The organism is Kribbia dieselivorans NBRC 106261, from assembly GCF_001552435.1.
Classification (GTDB): Bacteria; Actinomycetota; Actinomycetes; order Actinomycetales; family Dermatophilaceae; genus Kribbia; species Kribbia dieselivorans.
Genome location: NZ_BCRE01000298.1, coordinates 1 through 1,130, shown reverse-complemented (window position 1 = coordinate 1,130; position 1,130 = coordinate 1). Strand labels below are relative to the sequence as shown.

The 1,130-nt window shown below is 64.7% G+C and carries 1 protein-coding gene; it reads left to right on the top strand.

The genetic code is table 11. The annotated features are described in order from the left end of the window. Positions 1-55 precede the first annotated feature (55 nt). Complete coding sequence (locus KD1_RS15990) at positions 56-1,129, top strand: IS630 family transposase (RefSeq protein ID WP_083542551.1); 1,074 nt, start codon at positions 56-58, stop codon at positions 1,127-1,129. The last annotated feature ends 1 nt before the right edge of the window (position 1,130 follow it).

The following is a 1,130-nucleotide window of genomic DNA, read 5'->3' as shown; positions in this document are numbered from 1 at the left end:
CCTAGTGCAGCGTGTCGTTAATTCATAAACGGTTGCGTGTTTGGGATCATGGAGTATGGCGAATCGTCCTGCTCCGGCGTTGGTGTTGCGTGATGGTGATCGGGAGGAGTTGCTGCGGCTGACGCGTTCGACGGCGGGTCGAGCGGGCCTGGCGCAGCGGGCAAGGATCGTGTTGGCGGCCGCGGACGGAAACGCGAACGAGCGGATCGCCGAGCAGGTGGGAGCCTCGAAGGTGACCGTGTTGAAGTGGCGGGAGCGGTACCAGGAGGCGGGGTTGGCCGGCCTGGAGGACCAGCCGCGGTCGGGACGACCCAGGACGCTGGATCATCGGGCGATCGTCTCGGCGACGCTGACGCCACCACCGAAGAAGTACGGGGTCACCCACTGGTCTTCCCGGCTGCTGGGGCGTCACCTGGGCATCGGGAACAAGAGCGTGGCCACCGCGTGGCGCGAGTACGGAGTGCAGCCGTGGCGGTCGCAGACCTTCAAGTTCTCCACCGACCCGGAGTTGGTCGCCAAGGTCAACGACGTCGTCGGGCTGTACCTGGACCCGCCGGAGAACGCGATCGTGCTGTGCGTGGACGAGAAGTCCCAGATCCAGGCGTTGGACCGCACGGCGCCGATGCTGCCGATGCAGCCCGGGCTGCCCGAGCGGCGCACCCATGACTACAAGCGACACGGCACGACCACCCTGTTCGCCGCGCTTCAGATCGCCACCGGCGAGGTCACCGCGGCGTGCAAGCCGCGTCACCGCCACCAGGAGTTCCTGGCCTTCCTCAAACAGATCGCCCGGGCCTACCCGGATCAGGAACTGCACCTGGTGATGGACAACTACTCGACCCACAAGAAGGCCGAGGTCCGCGCCTGGCTAGATCGCCACCCTCGGATCCAGATCCACTTCACGCCCACCTCGGCCTCGTGGATGAACCTGGTCGAGGTCTGGTTCGGCATCATCGAGAAGCAAGCCATCCACCGCGGCAGCTTCGGCTCGGTCAAGGACCTCAACGCCAAGATCCGCGCCTTCATCAACGGCTGGAACGACCGCTGCCACCCATTCGTATGGACCAAAACCGCCGACGAGATCCTCAAGAAGGCAGACCGTAAAACAACTTCAAACACGCTGCACTAGA

Coding starts and splice junctions, on each gene's coding strand:
- KD1_RS15990 (WP_083542551.1), top strand. CDS start 56: ATGGCGAATCGTCCTGCTCCGGCGTTGGTGTTGCGTGATGGTGATCGG.